Raw genomic sequence first — 25023 nt, forward strand, 5'->3', positions numbered from 1 at the left:
TCTCCTTTATATTTGCCATGGCCACGGTCCTTTGCTCCATTCCCATGGAGCGTTAGAGTAACTATTTCCAAACTGCTGAAGTGGCCCATATCTTTCTTCGATTTTTTGTTGTAATACTCTTCGTTTATAGGAGAAATCGTTGAATTGATTTATAGCTGCAGTATCGTTTGGGTGCGTATCTAAATAGAGGGTGAGTTCAACTAATACAAAGTCTAGTTCTTGTAGTTCTTCAATCCATTTGTAATATTCATCAGGCAATGTCTGTGTCACGTGTTTATTCACCGTCCTTTTTTGTAAGGATTTTCATAAAAATCATAAAAAGCAGGCCACAGAGTTCCTTTTCGTAAAGCTTCTTTTGGTGGGAATTGTGGTAGGTTAGGTGGTTGAAAGCCCATAAATAGGTGTGGGGGAGTTGAGTAATATTTCTTTCCGATTGAAGGGCAAGGATCGTTTGGGCCATGGAAAGGTATGTAGGATCTCATAAATTCATCCATGTTACACGCCTCCTTTATAAATGAAATATTCATCACTACGTATTGTATTCGTACATAATTGCAAATTATGACTCATATAGAAAACTAAAAGGGGCAGGGGGAGTGCGGATGAAAAGTGTTACGACATGTATTGTATTAGAATCTAAAAACTTAAAGGAAACATTATATTTTTATGAAGGAATTCTAGGGTTTAAACCGAGCAAGGAGAGGCCACAAATACGTGTAACAGGTGTGTGGTATGATATCGGTTCAACAAGAATTTGTTTTGTTGTAAATAGGGGACTGGGGGAACATAGAGAGACCGTTATCTCATCAGTGAAAGAACTGTTGTTAAAAACTACAAATATCGAGCGGTTAAAGAAGAAGTTAGTGTTTTATCAAATATCATTTGTAGAAGAGCGGCATGGTGAAGAAGTCAAAATAATATTTCATGATCCAGATGGTTATATACTCCAATTCCTTTCCGTAGAGAACAGGGAAGAGAGCCTTTTTTAATGTAATAATTTGGATGTAGAATGAAAAAAATATTGACAAGCTTAGGCAAATATTTTAATGTGATTGTATAAAATTGTGTATATAAAGGGGAGTAACTTATTACAGTAAAGTCGTCATTACAGGGAGAAACCCTCGGCTTTATTGGCAACGTTTCGTTGTTAGTGAGACCTTTACCAGCAATGGTAAAGGCCCCTTCTTGTCTTTTTTAGGACCCTTACCATACTTGGTAGGGTCCTTTTTATATACAAAGAGAGGAGAAATAAAAATGAAAAAACTTATTAGTAGATTAAGAGTTGTATTTCATGTTCGTCGTTTTGTTCCATTCCTATTTGACTTTTTTACTTCAAAAGAGGTTTCAATAAAGAAGAAAATCTTATCCATTGCTTTTTTAGTTGGTTATGTAGCGATGCCGCTCGATTTAATTCCAGACTTCTTACCATTTATCGGTATTTTAGATGATATTGGAATTGTGTTATTCATTTTGAACCGAATTGTAAAAATGGCGCCAGTGCAATTGCAAGAAAAGCATAATGTAAATATTGGATAGGAGTTAAAAATATGGAGCAAATTATTTTAGATATAATCGAGTTTTTAAAGCAGTTTTCTTATTTTGGAGTTGTACTGGCTTTAACGTTTGAATTTATTCCAGCAGAAGTCGTTTTGCCCATGGTTGGGTATTGGGTGTACGAGGGAGATATGAATTTTTGGCTAGCTGTATTAGCAGGGACACTTGGCGGAACGACAGGACCATTAACGTTATACGCACTCGGTTATTACGGTGGTCGTCCTCTATTAATAAAGTACGGGAAATACTTCTTTATTAAAGAAGAGCAAATTCAAAAAGCAGATGATTTCTTTGAGAAGTATGGGCCAGTTGTAGCATTTGTTGGACGCTTTGTACCGGGAGTTCGAACGCTTATTTCTGTTCCATGTGGTATGGCGAAAATGAACATATGGAAATTTAGCATATATACATTTGTAGCAATGTTCCCGTTAACGACTTTGTATATTTATTTTGGAATGAAATTAGGTCCGCATTGGGAAAAAGCGGCGGATGTTGTTGGACAATATATGCTACCGATATTACTAGTCGTAGTTATTGTTGTAGGTGGTATATTAATCTATAAATTTATGAAAAAAAGAAATAGAACAGAATCTATCTAGTCATTCGTACAGGAGTTGTCTTATTTTTTGAAAATAGATGAATAGTACAGGCAAAAGACTCTGAAGGACATACACATATAAGGAATAAAAAAGAAAGAAGGGAAAGACTATGGCTTGTGAGTGCTCAGGAACAGTTTTAACGTGTTGTTCGGATAATAGTAGTAACTTCGTCCAAGATAAAGTATGTAATTCATGGTCTAGTGCCGCTGCTAGTACATTTACTGTGTATGCGAATAATGTGAATCAAAATATCGTTGGAACAGGTTATTTAACTTATGATGTCGGGCCGGGTGTGAGCCCTGCAAACCAAATTACAGTGGCAGTGCTCGATTCGGGCGGAGGAACGATTCAATCATTTACCGTTTCTGAAGGAACAAGTATTGCGTTTACGTTCCGTCGTTTTAATATTATTCAAATTACGACACCAGCTACTCCGTTAGGAACCTACCAAGGAGAGTTTTGTATTACTACACGTTATTTAATTTCATAGAGAGGGGAAAAATAAGATGGGGAATTGTAGTACTAATCTTTCATGTTGTGCAAGTTCGCAAAAAACGATTGTTCAAGATAAAGTTTGTATTGACTGGACTGCATCAGCAACAGCTGAAGTAATTTATGCAGATAATATTTCTCAAGATATTTATGCATCGGGGTATTTGAAGGTAGATACTGGTACTGGACCTGTTACACTTGTGTTTTATACTGGTGGTATAGCAGGGACTGCATTGGAAACGATTGTTGTAGCCACTGGAAGTAGCGCATCTTTTACAGTTCGTCGTTTTGATACTGTTACGATTCTTGGAACAGCAGCTGCTGAAACTGGGGAATTTTGTATGACAATTCGATACACTTTATCTTAGTATATATAGATTTTTAAAATTTTAAAAGACGTGCAAACGATTTATTAGTTTGCACGTTTTTTTGTAGTCTTTTGATTAGATTCAAAAGGATAGTTTTTGTGGTTATAGGCAATCTCGCTTTGATTTACAGTAAGTTAATTGGAAACAATAGCGCCCTTCAATGTAAATAGAAGGATCTAATGGAATATCAATAATAGAAACAGATAGTAAATCAAACCCTGTGTATGAAATGGTGTTTCCGGGTAAAACTGTAAAAATATTTGTGGTAGAACCGATTATTTGGACGGATAATGCAGAAGTACTATTTCTATTGTTATATATGGAGATAGTACCAGATAATGAAACAACTCCATCGTTTTTCCAAATGGTTACTGTGGAGTAAGTTTGTTTTAGTTGTTTTTGAGAAATTGGAATAAAATCATTGGAGATAAGAATATCCCCGGCAAATTCATTAGTAATGAGTTCAGCATCACATCTTTCAGGTGGCGGAATAGGAGGAGGACAGGGACAAATAGGTTGACAAATGATAGATAAAGGAGCAAAACAACCGATGTTTTTATGGGGTTTCAATGGAATCCCTCCTTTTAAAAAGGTATTTATTATTATTAAATGTAACAGCATGGCCGATGTGTTAAGAATGGACAAAAAAAATAAAATCGTGATAGTTTCATAGGCTCATATCTCTTAATAGTTTTTATAGGGAAAATTAGTTTTCTATTAGACAAAAAGTACTTGTTTTATGTAAATGTGGCACTTAATATAAAATTGACTGTATATTTACAAAATTTAAACAAAATACATTTTTAGTTTAAATGAAGTTAATATATGTTCGATACAATAACCAGTGTAATTAATTTATTATATGAGGAGGATTCATGTGGAAAGAACAGCTTTACGAAAAGTAAGAGGTCTTATTGGATTATTAATGGTTTTTGTATTAGCATTCGTATCATTTCCGTGGAGTACATCAGTCAAGGCGGAAGAGAAGAAGCAAGAAAAGGCACCAAGTGAAAAGAAGATAGTTTTTCCAGTCGTAAGTGATGTACATATTAAAAATAGTGGAACGGATGATACGTTTCGCTGGAAACGAGCGATTGAACAGCTCAATACGCTTGCACCAAAGCAAGATGCTTTTGTTATCGTAGGTGATTTCACAGATACAGGATCAGTGCAGCAATATGATCGTTTCATGCAAGTATATAATGAAAATGCAAATAAAGATGCAGTACGAATGAATTCTCTAGGGAACCATGATTATTGGAACGGTTTATCTGTAGAGGGAGCGCAGAAGCGTTTCTTAGAAAAAACAGGTATGGAATCGATTTACTATCATAAAGTGGTGAAAGGGTATCACTTCCTAGTTATGTCTCCAGAGGATGGGACAACTCACGGATATTATTCAGACAAGCAAATTAATTGGTTAAAACAAGAAATGGTAAAGGCACAAAAGGATGATCCAGAAAAACCAATTTTCGTATTTTTACACCAACATATTAAAGATACAGTATACGGTAGCCAAGAATGGGGAACGCAAGATAGTGCAAAAATTAATGAGGTATTAAAACAGTACCCACAAGTCATTACGTTTTCTGGCCATTCACACTATCCGTTAGATGATCCGAGATCGATTCATCAAAAAGACTTTACATCAGTTGGTACATCTTCTGTAAGTTATATGGAAGTTGAAGGTGGTAAAGTACAAGGGACTATCCCGCCAGGAGCTAGCACGTTAAGTCAAGGTTTATTAGTAGAAGTGGATGATAAAGAGGTAACAATTAATCGCCGTGATTTCCATACGAATTCTTGGACAGGTGAACCGTGGAAAATTCAGTTGCCATCAAAGAAAGAAACTTTTACACATGTAGAAGATCGTGATAAAGAAAAGCCTTACTTTGCAAAAGATGCGAAGTTATCGGTATCAAATGTAACAGAAAATGCAGCAACAGTAACATTCATGCAAGCGTTGGACAACCTTCTTGTTCATTCTTATCGTGTACAAGCTAGAGATAAGCAAACTGGAGAAATAAAAAATAAATTGTTAGCATTCTCAGAGTTTTATCGTGACCCAGTGCCGAAAGAACTAACATTTACACTTGCAGGATTAGATGGCGGGAAAGCATATACATTAGAAGTCGTTGCGATTGATTCATTCGGCAATGAAAGTGTACAACCATTAACGGCAGAAATTACTACGAAAAAAGATAATATTGACCCGAATGTGAAAGTACCAAAGGCAGATGTTTTTGATGTAAACTTTGCAGATGGTACATTTAAAGACAATTCATCATTTGGTACAAAAGGTGATGTTAAGGGCAATGTGACTATTGAATACGATAAAGCATTGAAAAAGAATGTTATGAAGCTAAACGGAAAAGCAAATACATTTGGATATCTTCCGTTTTCAGCAGCACAAAAAGAGAAAGTAGCAAATACGTTTACGTTAGAAACTGTATTTTCAATGAATGAACTCCGCGGTCAAGGTATTTTACAAAATACAGAGAGCGGCGGAATTGGTTTTGAGTCTACAGGAAGTGGATATGTTGAATTATGGGCTCATATTGGCGGTAGTTATAAGCGTGTTGGGGTTCAATTAGCGGCAAATAAAACGTACCATTTAACTGGAACGTATAATGGAAGTGAAGTAGCTATTTACGTAGATGGTAAAAAAGTAAATAGCCAACCAGCTACAGGGAAAGTATATCACCCGAATGTACCATTTGCACTTGGTGCAGATCCAGATAGCAATGGAAATGGTGGTATTCCGTTAAATGGACAAATTGCGCTTGCGAAATTATATAGTAAAGCGTTAAGTTCTTCAGAAGTATTAGCAGCATATAATGAGTTTTCTAACCGTACAAAGTTAGAGGAGGTAAACGCGTTATATGAAGAGCTTGGAAAAGTAAAAGAAGTGTTAGCTGGAACGTATGAGTTTGGTGATAAGCCAGGTCAATATTCAAAGGAAGCATTTCAAGAATTAGAGAAAAGCTATAACACTGCAAAGCAAGCTTTTGAAAATGTAGGAAGTACTGGAGAGCAAATCGTTCAAACGTATAACGCATTAAAAACAGCTAATGTAACATTTGTACAATCAAAAGTGGCAGAAGAACAACCGAAAACACAGAAAGAAAAATTACAAATCAATATTGAATCTGCAAAAGCGTTAGTGAAAAAAGCGCAAGCTGCAAATGTAACGGATGGTTCAGTGAAATCATTGAGTCAAAAAATTACAGTGGCAGAATCTGTGCTAAAAGATGCGAAAGTAAAAGATGCACAAGTAGAAACGATGAATCGTACGATGGAATACGCGATTTCACTCGTTGAAAAAAGCATAAACAAATAAGAGAGCAGAAAAGAAGCTTATCATGATAGGCTTCTTTTTTGTTATACTAAAAGTAGTATAGAATGAAGGAGCGAATAATTTGGAAGAGAAAAAGCTAAAAAGAATTCTTGAATATGTATGGATCGCGGTTGTGCTCCTTGTAGGATATTATTTCTTAAAAGAGAAAAGTATATGGATTTTATTTTTAATGACGTTTTTATTAGCGGGTTTAGGCACGTTATTTATTAATTTCTTCTTTGATAGTTTAAATGCATGGAAGAAGAAAAAGAAGGGAACGAAGTAAAGGAGGGAACAAATGCAAAAGTGGAAGCTTATATATCAGGTGATTATTTTTTTATTGCTTGTAGGTATTGGCGTTTTTACATATTCTACACCAATAGGAAATTGGGCATCGTTTACAGCTTGCATCGGCATATTTTTCATTTTACAATCGTTAACGAAAAAACATACGAATATAGAAAGATAGCTCGCCGTTTTATCGGCGAGCTATTTTGTTATGCTTTTTTCTCTTCATCATTTGTTTTTTCAGTAGCTAAATGACTATGCTTTCTAGAGTAGAAGAAATAGAAGCATAAGCCGACTATAAGCCAAGCTATAAAGCTAATCCATGTCGTTTTAGACAAATTAATCATTAAATATAAACAGCAAAGAATCGCGACAACTGGTAATACAGGTACGAAAGGTGCACGGAATCCGCGTTTTAAGTCAGGGTGTGTTTTTCGTAAAATAAGTACCGCGCAGCAAACGAATGTGAATGCTGTTAACGTACCGATGTTTACTAAATTCGCTAGTAAATGTAAGTCTAAAAGTCCTGCTAGTAAAGCGGCAACAACACCAGTGATCCATGTGTTTAATAAAGGGACTTTTACTCTTTTATTTACACGTGCTAGCGCTTTTGGAAGTAGTCCGTCGCGGCTCATCGCATAAGAAACGCGAACTTGTCCGTACATAACGACTAAGAGGACGGTTGTCATTCCAGTCATCGCTCCAACAGCGAGTAGTCCTGCAATTGTATCTTCGCCAACGAAATGTAAGGCAAAGGCAACTGGATCAGAAACATCTAATTGTGTATATGGGACCATACCTGTTAAAACGAAAGATACAATCATGTATAAAACAGTACAAATAAGAAGGGAACCGATAATGCCAATTGGTAAATCACGCTGTGGTTTTTTCGTTTCTTCTGCAGCGGTTGCGATTGCATCAAATCCTAAGAAGGCGAAGAACACAGTGGCAGCCCCGGTAATGATACCGTCGTATCCGAAAGGAATGAATGGTGTCCAATTTTCAGGTTTTACATATTTTGCGCCTGCTACGATAAAGGCGATAATAACAGCTAACTTGATAAGAACCATAATGTTATTAATGCGTGCGCTTTCGCGTATGCCAAAACTTAAAAGTCCTGTAATGAGTAGTAAAATACAAACAGCCGGTAAATCGATAAGGCCGCCTTTTCCTACGCCAGGGGCCGAGGCGATTATGGCGGGCAGATGGATGTTAAATCCTTGTAGTAAAGATTGTAAATAGCCAGACCAGCCGACAGCGACTGCTGCGACTGCAAGTAAATATTCGAGCATTAAACACCAACCGACGATGAAGGCGACGACTTCTCCGACTGTCATGTATGCGTAAGTATACACACTTCCTGAGACAGGAATCGAAGAAGCAAATTCGGCATAACAAAAGGCTACACATGCACAAGTAAATGCAGCAATAAGGAATGATAGCATAATACCAGGACCAGAATGTTTTGCTGCGACAATACCTGTTAATACAAAAATTCCTGTTCCAATTACGGCGCCAATTCCTAAAAATGTTAAATCGAGTGCCGTTAATGTTCTATCTAGCTGCCGTGGTGATTCAGTACTAAGCGGTTTTTTTCGTAATAATGACTTCACTTTGGACTCTCCCCCCGTTTTTTCATTTCCATAACTGCGAATATAGTATGAGCCCACTAGAAAAGAGTATATAGGTAAATGGAGGTACAGTTATGGTATGTAGTTTTTTAAAAATTCTGGATTAATTTTATTATAATTCAGAATATTTTGTCAAATAAAAATGTGACAAATAAAATGCGAATAAATAGGGGAAACTACTGGCAGGAATGGACGAGGGTTAATGACCCACTCATTAAAGTTAAAGTAGGAGCAGATGCTATGTTATTTTATTTTGAACTTGTTGTCATTTTACTTTGTACGAAATTAGCTGGTGATATTAGCGTGAGGCTCGGCCAGCCTTCTGTACTTGGTAAATTAATTGTTGGTATTATTATAGGTCCGGCTGTACTCGGTATTATTAATAGTTCTGAACTGATCGATGAACTGAGTGAAATTGGTGTTTTACTACTTATGTTTATGGCAGGACTTGAAACAGATTTAGAAGAGTTAAATCGGAATTTGAAATCTGCATTTGCAGTAGCGATGGGAGGAATAATTTTCCCATTCCTTGGTGGGTATTTAGCAGGACTTGCGTTTGGAATGTTACAGTCGCATGCGATTTTTTTAGGGTTATTACTTTGTGCCACTTCGGTTAGTATTTCTGTTCAAACATTAAGAGATTTAGGGAAAATGAATACGAGAGAAAGTACGACGATTTTAGGGGCAGCTGTATTTGATGATGTAATTGTTGTTATTTTATTAGCATTTGTGATGAGCTTTTTAGGTACACAAGATGTAAATGTAACGCTTGTCATTGCAAAGAAAATTATTTTCTTTGTCAGCATTGTTTTTATTTCCTGGAAAGTTGTGCCTTGGATTATGAAAATGCTCGTGCCACTTCGTGTAACTGAGGCATTAATTAGTGCAGCTCTTATTATTTGTTTCTCTTTTTCGTATTATAGTGAAATGATGGGGATTGCAGGTATTATCGGAGCATTTGCAGCCGGAATTGCCATTTCGCAAACAGAGTATAAGCACGAAGTAGAACATAAAATTGAACCGATTGCGTATGCGATATTTGTGCCAGTGTTCTTCGTAAGTATCGGAATGGAAATTACATTTCAAGGTATCGGAAGCCAACTTTGGTTCATTATTATCATGACGCTTATTGCGATTTTTACAAAGTTAATCGGATCAGGTTTAGGAGCGAGACTGACAGGGTTCAACCTTCAATCTTCTATTAGTATTGGTGCGGGGATGGTTTCGCGCGGAGAAGTGGCGCTTATCATCGCAGCGAATGGACTTGCGGCGAATTTATTAGCGAAAGAAAATTTCACAGCGATTGTTATTGTTGTTATATTGACGACGATTATTACGCCGCCGCTTTTGAAGAAATATTTTGTATAGAGAGGAAGAGCTTATCTGATGTAGGTAAGCTCTTTTTTTATTGGAAAAAGAAATAGTCATTAGCTTGAATAGGTTGTAATTATGGTAAAATCTACGTATATGATAAGTCGAGGGGAGAAAATGTGTGAAGATTACGAAGGGAAAGGTTATCGGTGTAATCACACTTATTGCACTATGTATACCATTTACTGCATGGAAAGAGTCAAAAGTGAAAGATTTTCCAGTTTCTATTTTTTCTTCCTACGTAGAAGACGAAAATCCGAAAGACTATAAGTACACTGCTTTTGTACCTGACTTTGCAATTTGGATACGTGGATGGGAAAAACAGCAATCTGAAGGTGAAATAACGTCATATAAAAAAGGGGATCGAACTGTAATTGTTCACCATCCACCTGGTAATGATGGTTTTTATTTATATGATACAAATGAGATTAAAGAATATAAGCAACCGTAAGAAGTGGAGGTTAAATAGTGAAAGCTTCAACGTTACTATTTAAAATTGAAAGTAATATGGATCAATTTTCACCAGCTGAAAAGAAGGTTGCCATGTACATAATGGGGAATGCAGAAATTGTTCCGAACTTAACGACGAAAGAAGTGTCAACGAATGCAGGCGCAAGTGAGGCGAGTGTTGTTCGCTTTTGTAAATCGATTGGAATCGGAAGCTTTAAAGCATTTAAAATCGCGCTCGTTCGTGAATTAACGATTGCTGATTATAATATTAACGATTTTTCAGTGATGAATACGGAAGATGGACCGTACGATTTGTTTAATAAAGTTACATATGTGAATAAAGCTGCAATTGAGGCGAGCGTGACGGCTATAGATAAGAAGGAACTTGAGAAAGCAGCGGACCTTATTGTAAATGCGGATAAAATTATCTTTTACGGAGTAGGTGGATCAGCTACTCCGGCGATGGACGGGGCTTATAAATTTACAAGGCTTGGATTTACAGCGATGATGCTATCAGATTTTCATATGATGTTGCCGCTTGTGACGAATTTAAAAGAAGGCGATATATTTGTTGCGATTTCAACATCTGGTCGTACGAAAGATGTACTTGAAATGGCGCAATATGCGAAGAGACAGGGCGCAACTGTTATTGCGATTACGAAGCTTGATCAATCATCACCGTTATATAAAGAGGCGGATATTCGTCTTTGTATGCCAGATGTAGAACAAGATCATCGTATTGCAAGTATTGCTTCGAGAATGACACAACTCAATATGATTGATGCTTTATATGTGATTACTTTTAATCGTATTGGTAATAAAGTGTTGGATCAATTTATGGAGACAAGAGAAGAAGCTCTGCGGTTACGGAAGTTAAAATGAAAAGATGGGGAAACCCATCTTTTTTTGTATACTGACATAAAGTGAAACTTTAATAATTGGGGGTTTTGTTCATCCCCCAATTATTATTAGCCCTCACCAATCGGACTTTTACAGGCAGTTGATCCCCCACCTATCTTTTTTGCTTTCGCTGAATTTGAGGTGGGGGTCTTACTGCCAGTTAAAGTGGGATAAATTCGTCATGAAGAGAAATAAAATTTCATAAAATAATAAAGTAATATTGATTTTAAATTTCTTGAAGTTATAATAAAAGTATGAAATTAAATTTCAAAGCGGGTGATAATATGTTAGAAAATTTATCGACAGAATATCGGAATGAGAAGACGATGAATTTAGATGAGATGAACATAAAAGAAGTGTTACAAAGTATGAATGAAGAAGATCGAACTGTTGCGTTAGCAGTTGAAAATGAAATAGAAGAAATTGAGAAGGTTGTACAGATTGTCATTAAATCCTTTGAAGATGAGGGCCGATTAATTTACATTGGGGCTGGTACGAGTGGTCGTTTAGGTATTTTGGACGCAGTGGAATGTCCGCCGACATTTGGAACAGATGATAAAATGGTGCAAGGATTTATAGCAGGTGGATTGAAAGCGTTTACTAAAGCGGTGGAAGGTGCTGAAGACCGCGAAGAGTTAGCGGAAGAAGATTTAAAAAGTATTGGATTAAATGAGAAAGATACCGTGATTGGAATTGCGGCAAGTGGCCGAACTCCTTATGTAATTGGCGGTTTGAAGTACGCGGCTAGCGTGGGAGCGAGCACGGCGAGTATTTCTTGTAATAAAAATGCTGAGATAAGTAAATATGCAAAACTAAATGTGGAAGTAGAAACAGGCGCAGAAATTTTAACAGGCTCAACACGTTTGAAAGCTGGTACAGCGCAAAAATTAGTGCTGAATATGATTTCAACAGCTTCTATGATTGGTGTTGGGAAAGTATATAAAAACTTAATGGTAGATGTTCAATCTACAAATGAAAAATTAGTAGAACGATCAAAACGAATTATTGTGGAAGCAACAGGGGTTAGTTATGAAGTAGCAGCGGAGTATTATGAAAAAGCAGAACGTAATGTGAAAGCTGCGATTGTTATGGTGTTATTGCAGTGTGAGTATGGGGAAGCACTGGAAAAGTTAAAAGAAGCGAAAGGGTTTGTGAAGAAGGCACTATAAAATAATAGGGAGGGGGATTCTATTATGAAGAAAGAAGAGAGAATGGCCAAAGAGATTTCAGAGCAACTTGGGGGAGTAAAGAATATTCGTGGCATTGCTCATTGTATGACGAGACTACGATTAACGCTTCATGATGAAAGTAAAGTGAATATGGACCTTTTGAAAAAGGTTGAAGGGGTTATGGGCGTTATTGAAGATGAGACGCTTCAAGTTGTTGTTGGACCAGGGACAGTAAATAAAGTAGCAGCTGAAATGGAAGGTTTAACGGGACTGCGAATTGGTGAGGTGGCAGATCATCACCTTGAAGATCTTGGGCAAGAAATGAAGTCAGAGATTAAGAAGAAAAATAATACACCAGTGAAAAACTTTTTAAGAAAAATAGGAAGTATTTTCATTCCGTTAATTCCAGGTCTTGTTGCGTCAGGTATTATAAACGGGGTTGCTAACTTTGCGAAAAACGCAGGTGCTGATCCGAATGCAACGTGGCTACAAATGCTACTACTCATTGGCGGCGGTATCTTTACATTCTTAGGAATTTTAGTCGGCTGGAATACAGCGAAAGAATTTGGCGGGACACCAGTTCTTGGGGCAATTGCTGGTATTTTAATTTTTAACCCAGCGATGGCGAATGTGAAATTATTCGGTGAAGCGCTCGTACCCGGACGGGGCGGACTATTTGCAGTAATTTTTGCAGCATGGCTTATGGTTGTAGTGGAAAGACAAGTTCGAAAAGCAGTGCCAAATGCAGTTGATATTATTGTAACGCCGCTTATTACTGTGTTAGTCGTAAGTATTGTAACGATGTTAGCGATTCAGCCGGTAGCAGGTTTCTTATCTGAAGGAATTACAAGCGGGATTAATGGGATTTTAAGTATTGGCGGAGCGTTTGCGGGAGCAGTGCTTGCTGGAACATTTTTACCGCTCGTTATGGTCGGATTACACCATGGTTTAACACCAATTCATATGGAGTTTATTAATCAAACGCACGTAACGCCTTTATTACCAGTACTAGCAATGGCTGGAGCTGGGCAAGTAGGGGCAGCGATTGCAATCTATGTAAAAACAAAAAACAAACGACTTCGTAACGTAATTAAAGGTGCATTACCAGTTGGCTTTTTAGGAATTGGCGAACCATTATTATACGGGGTTACATTACCACTTGGGAAACCGTTTCTTACAGCTTGTTTAGGAGCAGCAGTTGGCGGTGCATTCCAAGCAGTTATGAAAACAGCCGCACTCGGAATTGGCGTATCAGGATTATCATTAATTCCGTTAATTGCTGATAATAAATATTTATTATATTTCCTTGGATTAGTAGTGGCATATACGTTCGGATTCATCTTTACGTACTTCTTCGGATTCAAAGAAGAAATGGCAGAAAACATATAGAGAAAGGGATTCCTTTCTCTTTTTCTATAGAAAGGGAGATTCATATGATAGGAGTTTCAATTTATCTTTCAAAAGAACGAGTAAAGAAACAAGAAGAGTGGCTAAAAGTAGCGAAGGAAAACGAATTTACATCTATTTTTACATCATTGCACATTCCTGAAGATGATCCAAATACGTATAAAGAGTTAATTCAAATACTTGGGAAGCAAGCTCTCGAAAATGAAATGGAATTAATGGTTGATGTTTCTCCGAAATCGTTACACCATTTAGGTATGACGTACGAAAATGTCGAAGAGTTAGTAAACTGGGGCATTACTGGTTTACGAATGGACTATGGCATTGCGCCGAAAGAAATTGCACGCGTATCCCATAAAATGAAAGTAGCTTTAAATGCGAGTACAATTACAGATTCATTTTGGGAAGAGTTAATCATAGAAAATATAAAGGTAGAGAATATAGAAGCGTGGCATAATTTTTATCCACGTCCAGAAACAGGACTAGCAAAGTCCTTTTTACAAAAACAAAACGAATACTTACATGAGTGCGGAATAAAAACGATGGCATTCATTCCAGGAGATGGGGAAAAACGTGGTCCGCTATATGAAGGCTTACCAACGTTAGAAAAGCACCGCCATATGCGCCCGCTTGAAGCGTACTTAGAACTTGTACACGATTGTGGTGTCGATAAGGTGTTAATCGGGGATATAAGCGGAAGTGTAGAAAGCGTACAAGAGATAGCGAGTGCGAGTAGAGGAATTATTCCACTGCGGTATGAGCCATTGATCAAGGAAAGAGAAGTATTAGAAATGGTAGAACAAGTGCATACAAATAGACTAGATCCAGCTCGTGATGTCATTCGTTCTGTAGAATCGCGAGAAGAAAACAAGGTGGTTGTACAGCCGATGCATACCATTGTAAGAAAGAAAGGTAGCATTACAATTGATAATGAATTGTACGGTAGATATGGAGGAGAGATGCAAGTTGTTGTACATGATTTGTCTAAGGATGAGAAAGTGAATGTTGTTGGAATGGTTGTAGAAGAGGACTTGTCTTTATTGCCGTATGTTGGTGCTGGAAAAATGTTTCAACTTTTTTTGTGCGATAGAGTAAAAGCTTGAATTAGCGCTATTTTGTAAGAAAACATTATCCGTAAATGGGATAATGTTTTTTGTTTTCTTTAAAAAAGTATTTGACGAATGAAATGAAATACCGTATTGTTTTGACTTGTAAATAAAAGTTCAACATAACAAAACAAAAAGGAGAGTTCAAAATGAACCAATATATTGGGAATTTAATGATTCGCATCGTGTTAGGAGTGACATTCTTTGCGCACGGTTTAGCGAAGTTTCAATCAGGTATCGATAACGTAGCAGGATGGTTTACAAGCATCGGCTTACCAGGTGGTCTGGCATACGGCGTAGCAACTGTAGAATTAGTTGGTGGTATATTATTAATTATCGGTTTAGGCGTAAAATATGTAGGATTGTTATTTGCACTTATTTTAGCTGGAGCTATCGTAAAGGTAAATGGAGCAGCAGGTTTATTAGGAGATGGAAAGAATCCAGGATATGAATTAGATCTTGCATTACTAGCAATGGGTGCGTATTTATTCGTTGTAAAAGCAGAAGGGTATGTAGATCGTTTCTTAAAAGAGAAAGTAATGAAAACGAAGTAAACTTATTTATAAATTGTTGACTTGGATCATTATTGTAACTATAATGATTACAACGTGTGGATTAAGAATAAAACAAATTAAATATTTTTTTACACAAGATGTAACGAAAATGGTTACATCTTGTGTAAAAAATAAACAGAATGGGAGGAAGTAACATGCCTAAATCAAATTTAGAAATTATTCGAAGTACATATGAAGGATCAGCTTCTTCGAATGCAAAACATTTAGCAGAAGCCCTCTCTGAAAAAGTAGAATGGACAGAGGCAGAAGGATTCCCATACGGGGGAACTTATATAGGTGTAGAAGCAATAATGAAAAATGTATTTAGCCGATTAGGATCAGAATGGGATGATTATAAAGCGAGTGTAAATATGTACCATGAAGTAAACGGAAAAGATGTAATTATTGCTGAAGGTGTTTATTCAGGAGTTTATAAAGAAACGGGAAAATCATTTGAAGCAGATTTTATTCACGTATGGCAACTGGAAAAAGGAAAAATCATAAAATTCAAGCAATATGTGGATAGTTATATTGTACGAGAAGCGATGAAGGTTTAAAATGAAATAAGGAAACAAATGGAATCGACTGTGCGCAGGCGATTCCATTTGTTTATGTGATTATTAGGGGAATGGGGAGTACATAATATGAAAAAATGGATAATAGGGGCAATTACAATGATTGTAATTGCGATAGGAGCTGTATTCGGTGTTACTAAACTTCTTAATTATATAGAGGAAGAGGAGAAGAGTCTTAAAACACAAAAAGTGATGAGCCAACAGGACAAGAAAGTTGCGGAAGAGAAGCCACAGTTTAGTGAGGATGAAATTATTTCTACCATGCATAGGATGGTACATCAAAAAGTAAAATCCTCTGAAAAATGGGGATTTATTGAAATGACAAATAAGGAAATTGTTAGTGCCAAGAAGGCAGTAGAAAGTAGTACAAATTTTAAATATAAATCAAAGCTACTTGCCACTTTAGAGCGCTGGGAGAAAGTGGATTTTTCACAAACGGTCGAGGAGCATAACTTTTTGTGGGAAATTCAAGGTGGTGATACTGGAAAGGCAACAGAACGTTTATCGCCAGAAGAAGAAAAGCAGTATGTGAAAGAAATGAAAGGTAAATAAAAATATCGCCACTTTGGTGGCGACATTTTTTTGTTAAGAATGTTTCCGCATTAAAGTTCTAGTTGGCTGAACAGCAACCGTTTTGAAATGGGAAAACAAATAACATCCTGTCACAACGATCATTGTCCCGAAAATTTGTATCCACGTTAGTTCTTCACCGAGGAAAAGAAATGCTAAAATAGCTGTGAAAATCGGATTGAAGTTTAGAAAAATACCGGATGTCGTAGCTCCTAATTTTTGTACGCCAATATTCCAAAACACCATACAAAGAACTGTTGAAATAAGCCCTGTATATAAAAGGGATGTGATGAAAGAAGTATTTATATTTGTAACAGTGAAGCTTCCAATGTTAAATGGGAGTAATAAAATAACACCGAAAATACCAGAGTATAATGTTGCCATGAGCGGTGTGGTTGTTTTTGTTGCCCATTTACTACAAACAGAATACATGCCCCAAATACAAACAGCTGCAAGCATCCATAAATCGCCACTATTAAAATGTAGTGAAAATAAAAGTGCAAAGTTACCTTTTAATAGGACAAGAATAACCCCAAAGAATGAAAGAATCATGGATAGAATTTGAAGTGTATTTACTTTTTCTTTTAGAAATAATACTGAAAATAGTGCAATGGAAATCGCATTTAATGTAGAAATAAGCCCTACATTCGTTGCGGATGTTTTTTCTAGTGCTAGAAATTGAAAGATGTTAAAAAGAGCGACCCCTGAAATCCCCATTAGTATTAACGGAAGTATTGCAGCACGAGGTGGAATGATTTTCTTTTCTTTAAACCAAACCATCGGTAATAAACAAACAATCGCAATCATCCATCTTAAACTTGTAAGTGTCATCGGAGACGCGTGATCAACGAGCGATTTCCCAACGACGAAATTTCCTCCCCATAATAAGCTCGTTAGTAATAGTAAAAAGACATAAAAATAAGGCATACTAAAATCCCCTTTGTTGTAATCAATGTGAATTGTAAATAATTTTAGCATTTTTCTTTATTATGTAATATATTCTTTTGTATAATGGGAAAAAGTCGATAAGATATTTTGTTTTGAATACTATTTACGGAAAGATATTCAGTTTTATTTAGATTATAAGGTGTTTTTTCGAATAATCATCGGTAATAAAAAGGGGGAATTTTGATGGAGTCGTCTGTTATTAAAGTGTTAGATGATTTAGATGTACAAATTTTAGATATATTGCAGAAGGAGTCACAAGTAAGTAATGCAGAGCTTGCGCGACGCGTTAATTTATCACCAGCTGCGATGCATGCGAGAATAAAAAGATTAGATGGAGAAGGGTTCATTGATAAGCAAGTAGCCATTTTAAATCAAGAAAAGCTTGGTTTTGATTTGTTATGCTTCATTTTTATGAGTACAAATATTCATAAATCAGATAAACTTGACGTGTTGGAAAAAGAATTAGAATCGATGCCGGAAGTGTTAGAATGTCACTGTTTAACAGGAGAGTATGATTATTTATTAAAGGTTGCAAATCGTGATCGTAAAGAGCTGGAACAGTTTATTAGAAAGCTGAATAAGCTTGGGATTACAAGGATACAGACGAGTTTAGCACTTCGTGAAATTAAATATTCGACCGTATTACCGATACGAAATGAAGAACCGAGCATCGATTAGATTGCTCGGTTTTTTGTTTGTATAAAGTGATTGACGGGGAGAAAGGAGAGATGTATTATTATATAAAATTATGTATTAAAATTCAATTATACTTATAAATATTAATATCGAGGGCAAGGGGATAGAATATGAAAATCTTTAATGCAGTTACGAGTGATGTGAAAGAAATTTATAGTCTCATTGAAGCTTATGCAAAAGAGGGAGTTGTTTTACCGCGTTCGCTTTTGTCTCTCTATCAATATTTACAATGTTTATATGTTATGAAAGAAGGGGAAAAAATTGTTGGAGTTGCTGGTTTACATGTGTTAGGAGAGGACCTTGCAGAAGTTCGGTCATTAGTTGTTCCGCATACATATGCAGGAAAAGGAATCGGGCGTATGTTAGTGAACCATGTAATCAATGAGGCAGCGAAAATAAAAGTGAGTAGAGTTATTTCTTTAACATATGAAACGGAATTTTTTCAAAAGTGCGGGTTTGATTTTGTGAATAGAGAGGCGTTACCAGAGAAAGTATGGATTGATTGTAGACATTGTCCAAAGGTTGATTATTGTGATGAGGTGGCGATGATTCGGTATGTTGGGTGAAAGTTTCAGAAAGAAAAAAGTCCCACTATTATTTACGTAATAGTGGGACTCTATATTTTAGGGGAATTAAGAACTTGAATTCGTTTTTCTTACTGCAAAATTAAAAATGGGATTTTTAAGCTCATAGTTATAAGTGTAACCATCGACAAGCCCTACAACATTATCACTGTCGTAAAGATCAAGCATAAATTGTGCCATTTGTTTTGCAGTGTGGAATTTCGGTACAACATTATCGTATTGGAATTCATCAATATCAAATGAACGTTTTGCAAATTCTGTTTCAGTTGCACCAGGTGCTAAAACCTTTGCTTGTAGTTTTGCACCTTGTTCTTTCAATTCGTGAGACAAACCTTCTGTAAATGCACTTACGTAGAATTTCGTAGCGCAATACGTAACAGCATCAGCAACAATTGTGTATCCACCACCTGATGAAACGTTAATAAGTTGTGTGCCATCAACCATGGAATAATCTCGAACGAAAAGAGAAGAGAGTATTGTTAGTGCTTCTATATTTACATGTAACATCGTTTCAATTTTATTTAAATTTTGTTCAGCAATTGAGGCGAAATTACCAAACCCTGCGTTGTTAATCCACGTTTCAATTTGAAAGGCTTGTAGGCTTTCATAAAGCTTATAAACATTTTCCGTGATAGATAAATCAGTTCTTCGAATAACAACATCCAATTCTGGATTCATTTCGTTAATTTTTAATTTTAATCCGTCTAATTCTACTTGTCTTCGAGCGACAAGTATTAAGTTCTTTCCGCGAGATGCAAAGGCTAAAGCCGATTCATAGCCAATTCCAGAACTAGCACCAGTTATAACAGTGTATTTCATATAAAATCCCCCTAAGTTCAAATAAATATATTATGGTTAGATTTTATTTGTTAGAGTATACTCTAAGTCAAATGTTTTTTATTAATTTGATAAGGCTATAAAATATACGAGGATAAGCATGTGGAGGGAGTTAGAGTATGTACACAATTAGTGAGGTGGCTAAATTAATAGGAGTGAGTACACATACACTACGTTATTATGAAAAGGAAAATATATTAATTGCAAATCGCGATACAAATGGGAATCGACTTTATGAAGAGTCACATATAAAGTGGTTGCAGTTTGTCATGAAATTAAAACAAACGCAAATGCCGATAGCGAAAATAAGAGAATATGCGAGGTTATATTTAGAAGGGGAGCATACAACTGAAGCTCGTTTACAGCTCCTAGAAGATCATAGGAAATCTATTCAGATGCAAAGAGAAAACTTAGTCATTACAGAAAAGATGCTTGAGAATAAGATTATTGCATACAAGGCCTCTTTGGAAAACAAATAGAAATATATATGATGAAAATGGGTTTGATCTTATAGTGTGTTGGCAAATAAAAAAGAGCAGCTAGCAAACGCTAACTACTCGGTAAATTGGACGTGAAACTTTAATCAGTTGGGGATGAAGAAAACCCCCACTGATTAAAGTTTCACTTTGTCTACTGGAAATCGCACCTTAATATACAAGATACATACATAAAGAAGAGCCTGATATGGCTCTCAGGCTCTTCCCTCAATAGCAAAGAGTAAGTCTTTTAATTACTCTTCTCCTACATAATACACAAGATGTATTTGAATGTGTAGAACAAGAAATTCCAATATAATTATCCGAATATAGTGTTTAAAAATAAAAACCAGATGATTTAAATAAGGAATTAAATTACAAATGTTGATTTAACGCGTAATAGGAACTCGTTTGTATAAAATGATGGTTAATAAAGTGATATTGCGATAATGAAATATGAAATATTGCATATCGAATTGTAGAACAAAAAAGTGCAATGATAATTGAATGAAAATGCTATTTTGTAGAAAAGGATGTGCAGCTTAAAATCTGAATAAGTCAAATAACTTATTACTGATTTAGAATGAAGAAAATCAGATTTAAAACGAATCTGAAATGACTTTTCGGCAATTCATAGTGGGGAATATCCTGCTTTAATGGGCAGCAGTAAGACCCCCACTGATTAAAGTTTCACTCTATTTTGGATCAAGTGAACATGCGATTGAATTGGATTATGAAAGATGAAAAATAAAAAGAGCAGCTAGCAAACGCTAACTGCTCTATTAAAGGGATCTCTCCAAGGGGGAGTGGAGAAAATATTATGTTACTAGCAGTATTGACAGATTATTAGGAAATATACAAATCGGATGAAATAAATTTTAAATAAACTTTCGGCATTGACAGCTTTTAAAATATTCATGTACAATATTAATGAATGACATTCAGTCATTTTTCTGTGGCAGGATGTAGTTAGCTTAGAAACGGAACAAATACAATGGTAAATGAGGATGATAGTTGTTTATATATAGTAGTGATGAAAGAGAATATTTTTTCAAAACAAAAATGACTGATAGTCAGTCATAAGAGGTGAGAGGTATGAAAAATAGAGCTTGGTTATATGTCATATTAACGTGTATCTTTGAAATTTTTTGGGTGTTTGGTTTTAATACGGCCGATACTTGGTGGCATTGGATTATTATTTTAGGAGTTATTGCTGTTGATTTTCACTTCCTTTCTAAAGCGTGTGAACATCTTGCGACAGGAACTGTATATGCCATTTTTGCCGGAGCTGGTACGGTAGGTACTTTCTTAATGGATGTATTCCTTTTCGGAGGAAGTTTCAGTGTAGGAAAGTTATTCTTCATCGTGATGGTTGTAGCTGGCGTTATCGGTTTAAAGCTAGCTGATAATAAAGAAGAAACTATGGAAGGAGCTGCTTAAAGATGGGTTGGTTTTTCGTATTTTGTGCTGCAATTAGTGAAATAGTCGGTGTGATCGGTCTAAAAATGTATAGTAAAGATAAAACATTAGCAAATGGTGCGCTTTATATAGGCGGGTTTGCTACATCCTTTGCATTCTTGTATACATCTTTCTTATTTTTACAAGTAAGTGTTGCGTATGCGGTTTGGATTGGTATTGGAACAGCAGGTGCCGTTTTATTAAATATGTTTCTGTTTGGTGAGTCGAAAAGTAAAGCACGTATCATTAGTGTGGCTCTTATTGTATGCGGAGTGACAGGATTAAAGGCTCTTTCTTAAAGATATATTACATTTTATCTCCTAATTGTTTGTTAGGAGATTTTTATTATTAAAAAATGATTTCCTCTTAGAGTTCACTATCATTGACAGTACAATCGATTATCTTATAAAATGAGTGACAGTCATTCAATACGCGTGTGAAAGGGTTCAGATGATGAATAAAAAAGAGAAAATTGTCTATGCAGCTATTGAAGTGTTTCAGGAAAAGGGCGTTGAAAAAACGAAGATTTCTGATATCGTGAAATTAGCTGGCATTGCACAAGGAACTTTCTATTTATATTTTCCTTCTAAGTTATCTGTTATGCCTGCAATAGCAGAAGTGATGGTTGAAAAGATGATACTTGCAGTGAAAGAAAAAGTGCAAAACGATGCGCCTTTCTCAAATAAAGTGACGCAAGTAATAGATGCGGTGTTTCACTTTATAGCGGAATATCGTGAAATACAGGCTTTAATGTATGCGGGTCTTGCATCTACAGAACATATAAAAGAATGGGAAGCTGTGTATGAGCCTCTTTATATGTGGCTAAGCGAGTTTTTAAATGAGGCGAAAGAATCTGGTGAAATTCGTGATTCGGTTCATGCGGAGCGAACAGCGAAGTTATTTATCGCTCTTGTTGAGTCAGCAGCGGAACAAGTTTATTTATATGATCATAAAGATGATGAGCAAGTCGAGCTACAAAAGGCAGAAGTACTAGATTTTTTAACACATGCACTACATATAAAGAAATAGTGAGGTGAACCTGTCTGAAAAGGTAGGTTCATTTTTGAGGGAAACTGAATGATAGTCATTCACCTAATACTTATGTATGTGTGGAAGGATAGTGTGAAATTCTAATGAGTAGAGGCATCTCTACTCATGATTAGCCCACAAATAGCAGGATAAAGAAAAAGCTTCTTGGGCATTATTTTTTTGAGGAACTTACGGGAAGAGGTGTTAAAAAGTGAAGAAACCGATAAAAGAACAAAAGATGGTATTGGTCATTCTTTTGAGTAATATATTTATCGCTTTTTTAGGGATTGGATTAATCATTCCGGTTATGCCGTCCTTTATGAATGACATGAGTTTAACAGGGAAGACGATGGGATATCTCGTTGCAGTGTTTGCAATGGCTCAGCTTATTACGTCACCTATTACAGGCCGGTGGGTTGACCTTTACGGCAGGAAGAAAATGATCATCATTGGGTTATTTATTTTTGGTGTTTCAGAACTTCTTTTTGGATTAGGAAAAGATGTGTGGATGCTTTATGTAGCACGAGTGTTAGGCGGAATTAGTGCTGCGTTTATTATGCCTGGTGTTACAGCGTATGTTGCGGATATTACCTCTATGCAAGAACGTCCAAAGGCGATGGGATATTTATCTGCGGCAATCAGTACTGGATTTATTATAGGGCCTGGAATTGGCGGATTTATTGCAGAATACGGTATACGTGTGCCATTCTTCGTTGCAGCAGCAATTGCTTTTATAGCATGTGTAATTTCGATCTTTATTTTGAAAGAACCGTTAACGAAAGAAGAGCTTGCAGAGATTTCTGCTAACACGAAAGAATCAAGTTTTATTGGTGATTTAAAGAAATCATTACATCCAATGTATGCAATTGCATTTATTATCGTATTTGTACTCGCATTCGGATTATCGGCGTATGAAACTGTGTTTAGTCTGTTTTCTGATCATAAGTTTGGATTTACACCGAAAGATATTGCCGCAATTATTACGATTAGCTCCATCTTTGGGGTAGTTGTGCAAGTGTTTATGTTTGGCAAATTGGTCGACATGTTCGGTGAAAAGGTGTTGATTCAAATATGTTTAATTGTAGGTGCAGTATTAGCGTTCGTTTCAACTGTAGTCTTTAATTATTGGATTGTACTTCTCGTTACTTGCTTTATTTTCCTTGCATTCGATTTACTTCGTCCAGCTTTAACGACGTTTTTATCAAAAGCAGCTGGAAAAGAGCAAGGATTTGTTGCTGGTATGAACTCGACTTATACGAGTTTAGGAAATATCGCAGGACCAGCGATGGGCGGAATATTATTTGATATGAATATTCATTATCCATATGCATTTTCAGGAGTTGTTTTAATAGTTGGTCTCGGCATTACATTTATGTGGAGAGAGAAACAGCTAGCTGAAAGCTTTGCGAAGTAATAAAACCCCTTACGACGGTAAGGGGTTTTTGTTTTATCCCGCTTTAATGGGCAGTAAGACCCCCACCTCAAAATTCAGTGAAAGCAAAGAAGTTAGGTGGGGGTCGGGCTGCCCATAAAAGTCCGAGTGGTGAGGGCTGATTAAAGTTTCACTTTATAAACTTAATCCAAATCGTTTTAATTCAATGAAAATCCCCTCTAATTGCTTTCCTTTATCCGTTAATGTGTACTCTACACGAGGCGGAACTTCTGGATATACTTTTCTCGTTATAATACCTTGAGATTCTAGTTCTTTTAGTCGAAGCGATAATGTTTTCGGACTAATCCCGTCCATTGATTTTTGTAAATCACTAAAGCGCAATGTTCCTTCGATAAGAAGGTCGCGAATGATTAAAAACGTCCATTTTGTACGAATTACATCAAGCGTTTTAGCGATAGGACAAGGTATGCCAGGTAAACCTTTCGTTAATTCAACTGGATCTATATTGTTCATGGAACTAGCCTCCATAAAAATTTTTTGAATGAATTTGCTTTATAGTATCACAAAACTATACTTTTGGTAACTATATGAAAAAAATATCACTACTTCCATAAAGGAAGTTAGTGCATATACAATAGCAATACGAAATACAAAGGGGTTAGATGAGGAGGAGGTGATTTTCATGGGGATAAAAAAGTTGGTTGGATTCCTTAGTTTGTTTGTTGTTTGTATTGTACTTGTAGCATGCGGCATGGAAGAAAAAACGGAAGTCCAGTTATTAAAAGAAATGCCAAAGCCAAAAGCAATGACAATTGATCCCTCACTAAGTAAAAAAGAAGCGACAGAGATGGTTCATGCAGCACAGCGTTTTTATGCATTTTGGGATACAGGTAAAGAGGAACTTATTCCGCAGACTGTTACTGAAAAATTTTTTGATAATACATTGCCGAAAGGGCGACCACAAGGCAAGGAAGGATTAAAGTTTGCGGCACAAAATTTTCATAAAGTCGTTCCTAACATACATTGCGAGATTGAAGATTTATTAGTCGTTGGTGATAAAGTAACAGCTCGTCTTTCTTTTACAGGCACTCATAAGGATAAGAAAATCAATTTTTTTGCCATTGATATTTTACATGTGAAAGACGGAAAGATAACGGAAGACTGGCATTTAGAAGATAATCTTACGCTGAAACAGCAACTTGGGTTAATAGCTGAAGAGTAAATTATATAGGGG

General features: G+C 36.2%; 32 protein-coding genes. 25 read left to right on the forward strand and 7 right to left on the reverse strand.

The features are described 5' to 3' along the window. Positions 1 to 6: 6 nt before the first annotated feature. Positions 7 to 270: a spore coat protein CotJB gene (locus tag MHB74_RS04275; RefSeq protein ID WP_061677843.1), complete on the reverse strand. Its 264-nt coding sequence runs from the start codon at positions 268 to 270 to the stop codon at positions 7 to 9. A gap of 8 nt (positions 271 to 278) precedes the next feature. Further along, complete coding sequence (locus MHB74_RS04280) at positions 279 to 494, reverse strand: spore coat associated protein CotJA (protein WP_061677844.1); 216 nt, start codon at positions 492 to 494, stop codon at positions 279 to 281. 108 nt (positions 495 to 602) lie between these two features. On the opposite strand from MHB74_RS04280, the gene MHB74_RS04285 reads away from it, so the two are divergent. From MHB74_RS04285 to MHB74_RS04305, 5 genes are all read left to right on the forward strand, one after another. Next, positions 603 to 989: a VOC family protein gene (locus MHB74_RS04285; protein WP_061677845.1), complete on the forward strand. Its 387-nt coding sequence runs from the start codon at positions 603 to 605 to the stop codon at positions 987 to 989. 265 nt (positions 990 to 1254) lie between these two features. Further along, complete coding sequence (locus MHB74_RS04290) at positions 1255 to 1536, forward strand: YkvA family protein (RefSeq protein WP_000733843.1); 282 nt, start codon at positions 1255 to 1257, stop codon at positions 1534 to 1536. A gap of 11 nt (positions 1537 to 1547) precedes the next feature. Continuing rightward, entirely contained in the window at positions 1548 to 2153 is a 606-nt protein-coding gene (locus MHB74_RS04295) for a DedA family protein (RefSeq protein WP_061677846.1), read from the forward strand. 109 nt (positions 2154 to 2262) lie between these two features. Beyond that, positions 2263 to 2643, forward strand: a complete 381-nt coding sequence (locus MHB74_RS04300) for a DUF3992 domain-containing protein (protein ID WP_048545698.1) — start codon at positions 2263 to 2265, stop codon at positions 2641 to 2643. A 16-nt stretch (positions 2644 to 2659) separates the two neighbouring features. Continuing rightward, positions 2660 to 3013 (forward strand): DUF3992 domain-containing protein, encoded by a 354-nt coding sequence (locus MHB74_RS04305; RefSeq protein ID WP_061677847.1) that lies wholly within the window; start codon positions 2660 to 2662, stop codon positions 3011 to 3013. Between the two features lie 102 nt (positions 3014 to 3115). Here the strand turns inward: MHB74_RS04305 and MHB74_RS04310 are convergent, their stop codons facing one another. Beyond that, a complete protein-coding gene (locus tag MHB74_RS04310) occupies positions 3116 to 3583 on the reverse strand; it encodes an S-Ena type endospore appendage (protein WP_061677848.1) in 468 nt (155 codons plus the stop codon). 307 nt (positions 3584 to 3890) lie between these two features. Here MHB74_RS04310 and MHB74_RS04315 point away from each other — a divergent pair, with 307 nt between their 5' ends. The 3 genes from MHB74_RS04315 (at position 3891) to MHB74_RS04325 (ending at position 6819) form a co-directional block, all read left to right on the forward strand. Then, entirely contained in the window at positions 3891 to 6353 is a 2463-nt protein-coding gene (locus tag MHB74_RS04315; protein ID WP_061677849.1) for a LamG-like jellyroll fold domain-containing protein, read from the forward strand. A gap of 79 nt (positions 6354 to 6432) precedes the next feature. Further along, on the forward strand, positions 6433 to 6636 hold the full coding sequence (locus tag MHB74_RS04320; RefSeq protein WP_000391503.1) for a hypothetical protein: 204 nt from the start codon (positions 6433 to 6435) through the stop codon (positions 6634 to 6636). Positions 6637 to 6648: 12 nt separating this feature from the next. After that, entirely contained in the window at positions 6649 to 6819 is a 171-nt protein-coding gene (locus MHB74_RS04325) for a hypothetical protein (RefSeq protein WP_080467861.1), read from the forward strand. Between the two features lie 28 nt (positions 6820 to 6847). Here the strand turns inward: MHB74_RS04325 and MHB74_RS04330 are convergent, their stop codons facing one another. Continuing rightward, entirely contained in the window at positions 6848 to 8251 is a 1404-nt protein-coding gene (locus MHB74_RS04330) for an amino acid permease (protein WP_061677850.1), read from the reverse strand. A 174-nt stretch (positions 8252 to 8425) separates the two neighbouring features. Here MHB74_RS04330 and MHB74_RS04335 point away from each other — a divergent pair, with 174 nt between their 5' ends. The 9 genes from MHB74_RS04335 to MHB74_RS04375 all read left to right on the forward strand — a co-directional run bounded on the left by MHB74_RS04335 (position 8426) and on the right by MHB74_RS04375 (position 16350). After that, positions 8426 to 9637 (forward strand): cation:proton antiporter, encoded by a 1212-nt coding sequence (locus MHB74_RS04335; protein WP_061677851.1) that lies wholly within the window; start codon positions 8426 to 8428, stop codon positions 9635 to 9637. A gap of 124 nt (positions 9638 to 9761) precedes the next feature. Beyond that, positions 9762 to 10091 (forward strand): hypothetical protein, encoded by a 330-nt coding sequence (locus MHB74_RS04340; protein WP_061677852.1) that lies wholly within the window; start codon positions 9762 to 9764, stop codon positions 10089 to 10091. A gap of 17 nt (positions 10092 to 10108) precedes the next feature. Next, on the forward strand, positions 10109 to 10972 hold the full coding sequence (locus tag MHB74_RS04345) for a MurR/RpiR family transcriptional regulator (protein ID WP_061677853.1): 864 nt from the start codon (positions 10109 to 10111) through the stop codon (positions 10970 to 10972). A gap of 302 nt (positions 10973 to 11274) precedes the next feature. Beyond that, the gene (murQ, locus tag MHB74_RS04350; protein WP_061677854.1) at positions 11275 to 12159 is read left to right on the forward strand and encodes an N-acetylmuramic acid 6-phosphate etherase; all 885 of its coding nucleotides are present in this window, start codon (positions 11275 to 11277) and stop codon (positions 12157 to 12159) included. 24 nt (positions 12160 to 12183) lie between these two features. Then, positions 12184 to 13548 (forward strand): PTS transporter subunit EIIC, encoded by a 1365-nt coding sequence (locus MHB74_RS04355; RefSeq protein WP_000711311.1) that lies wholly within the window; start codon positions 12184 to 12186, stop codon positions 13546 to 13548. Between the two features lie 44 nt (positions 13549 to 13592). Then, on the forward strand, positions 13593 to 14666 hold the full coding sequence (locus MHB74_RS04360; RefSeq protein ID WP_061677855.1) for a DUF871 domain-containing protein: 1074 nt from the start codon (positions 13593 to 13595) through the stop codon (positions 14664 to 14666). A 152-nt stretch (positions 14667 to 14818) separates the two neighbouring features. Then, positions 14819 to 15223, forward strand: a complete 405-nt coding sequence (locus tag MHB74_RS04365; protein WP_061677856.1) for a DoxX family protein — start codon at positions 14819 to 14821, stop codon at positions 15221 to 15223. A 155-nt stretch (positions 15224 to 15378) separates the two neighbouring features. Further along, positions 15379 to 15780, forward strand: coding sequence for a nuclear transport factor 2 family protein (locus MHB74_RS04370; protein ID WP_001126713.1), 402 nt, complete (start codon positions 15379 to 15381; stop codon positions 15778 to 15780). An 87-nt stretch (positions 15781 to 15867) separates the two neighbouring features. Continuing rightward, positions 15868 to 16350: a PRK06770 family protein gene (locus MHB74_RS04375; protein ID WP_061677857.1), complete on the forward strand. Its 483-nt coding sequence runs from the start codon at positions 15868 to 15870 to the stop codon at positions 16348 to 16350. 33 nt (positions 16351 to 16383) lie between these two features. On the opposite strand, the gene MHB74_RS04380 is transcribed toward MHB74_RS04375, so the two are convergent. Continuing rightward, positions 16384 to 17295 (reverse strand): DMT family transporter, encoded by a 912-nt coding sequence (locus MHB74_RS04380; protein ID WP_061677858.1) that lies wholly within the window; start codon positions 17293 to 17295, stop codon positions 16384 to 16386. A gap of 204 nt (positions 17296 to 17499) precedes the next feature. On the opposite strand from MHB74_RS04380, the gene MHB74_RS04385 reads away from it, so the two are divergent. Together MHB74_RS04385 and MHB74_RS04390 are read left to right on the forward strand one after the other, a co-directional pair. After that, entirely contained in the window at positions 17500 to 17994 is a 495-nt protein-coding gene (locus tag MHB74_RS04385) for an Lrp/AsnC family transcriptional regulator (protein WP_061677859.1), read from the forward strand. A 128-nt stretch (positions 17995 to 18122) separates the two neighbouring features. Continuing rightward, positions 18123 to 18578, forward strand: coding sequence for an N-acetyltransferase (locus tag MHB74_RS04390; protein WP_061677860.1), 456 nt, complete (start codon positions 18123 to 18125; stop codon positions 18576 to 18578). A gap of 66 nt (positions 18579 to 18644) precedes the next feature. Here MHB74_RS04390 and MHB74_RS04395 read toward each other — a convergent pair whose 3' ends face one another. Next, positions 18645 to 19415: an SDR family NAD(P)-dependent oxidoreductase gene (locus MHB74_RS04395; protein ID WP_061677861.1), complete on the reverse strand. Its 771-nt coding sequence runs from the start codon at positions 19413 to 19415 to the stop codon at positions 18645 to 18647. Between the two features lie 137 nt (positions 19416 to 19552). Between MHB74_RS04395 and MHB74_RS04400 the strand changes: the two genes are divergently transcribed. The 5 genes from MHB74_RS04400 (at position 19553) to MHB74_RS04420 (ending at position 23810) form a co-directional block, all read left to right on the forward strand. After that, positions 19553 to 19912 carry a MerR family transcriptional regulator gene (locus MHB74_RS04400; RefSeq protein ID WP_061677862.1) on the forward strand — a complete coding sequence of 120 codons (360 nt, stop codon included), beginning with the start codon at positions 19553 to 19555 and terminating at the stop codon, positions 19910 to 19912. A 1092-nt stretch (positions 19913 to 21004) separates the two neighbouring features. Further along, positions 21005 to 21349: a DMT family transporter gene (locus MHB74_RS04405; protein ID WP_000796013.1), complete on the forward strand. Its 345-nt coding sequence runs from the start codon at positions 21005 to 21007 to the stop codon at positions 21347 to 21349. Positions 21350 to 21351: 2 nt separating this feature from the next. Then, positions 21352 to 21666, forward strand: a complete 315-nt coding sequence (locus MHB74_RS04410; RefSeq protein ID WP_000539674.1) for a DMT family transporter — start codon at positions 21352 to 21354, stop codon at positions 21664 to 21666. Between the two features lie 151 nt (positions 21667 to 21817). After that, positions 21818 to 22396, forward strand: coding sequence for a TetR family transcriptional regulator (locus tag MHB74_RS04415; protein ID WP_061677863.1), 579 nt, complete (start codon positions 21818 to 21820; stop codon positions 22394 to 22396). Positions 22397 to 22607: 211 nt separating this feature from the next. Then, a complete protein-coding gene (locus tag MHB74_RS04420) occupies positions 22608 to 23810 on the forward strand; it encodes an MFS transporter (protein ID WP_061677864.1) in 1203 nt (400 codons plus the stop codon). Between the two features lie 153 nt (positions 23811 to 23963). On the opposite strand, the gene MHB74_RS04425 is transcribed toward MHB74_RS04420, so the two are convergent. Next, positions 23964 to 24302, reverse strand: a complete 339-nt coding sequence (locus tag MHB74_RS04425; protein WP_001059468.1) for a winged helix-turn-helix transcriptional regulator — start codon at positions 24300 to 24302, stop codon at positions 23964 to 23966. 169 nt (positions 24303 to 24471) lie between these two features. Between MHB74_RS04425 and MHB74_RS04430 the strand changes: the two genes are divergently transcribed. Next, positions 24472 to 25011 carry an ester cyclase gene (locus MHB74_RS04430; protein ID WP_061677865.1) on the forward strand — a complete coding sequence of 180 codons (540 nt, stop codon included), beginning with the start codon at positions 24472 to 24474 and terminating at the stop codon, positions 25009 to 25011. Positions 25012 to 25023 lie beyond the last annotated feature (12 nt).

Source organism: Bacillus sp. FSL K6-0069, from assembly GCF_038007785.1.
Taxonomy (GTDB): Bacteria; Bacillota; Bacilli; order Bacillales; family Bacillaceae_G; genus Bacillus_A; species Bacillus_A mobilis.